We start from the raw sequence: 312 nt of genomic DNA on the forward strand, positions 1-312 counted from the left end.
GAGGATAACGCCTTGTTTATCCACGTCAAACTGACGGTAGGTATTGTGGGAAACCCCGTCGGCGCCCGGCGTCTGAATATTGACCTGCGGCGTGCCGTTGGCGCTGCGAATAATAGTCGGCTGCTGACGCCCCGGTGCCTGTCCGTCGGCCACAATCGCCGCCTGTGCCGTAAGCGAAATTCCGCCAAGGGCGAATAACACCCCAAACCGTAGCGCAGTCAGCCGGCAACAACGCTGCGGTGAAGCGGAGCGACGTGCGCGGCGTCCGGTTCGTCCCCGTCCGGCCCGCGCTATCTCGGCCACCACCATCCA

General features: G+C 63.5%; 1 pseudogene. It reads right to left on the reverse strand.

Features of this window, described 5'->3' with window-relative positions:
* A pseudogene (locus SLS51_RS23515) lies at positions 1-309 on the reverse strand (filamentous hemagglutinin N-terminal domain-containing protein); the annotation flags it as partial.
* Positions 310-312: the final 3 nt, after the last annotated feature.

The organism is Photorhabdus africana (assembly GCF_035181445.1).
In the GTDB taxonomy this organism is placed as follows: domain Bacteria; phylum Pseudomonadota; class Gammaproteobacteria; order Enterobacterales; family Enterobacteriaceae; genus Photorhabdus; species Photorhabdus laumondii.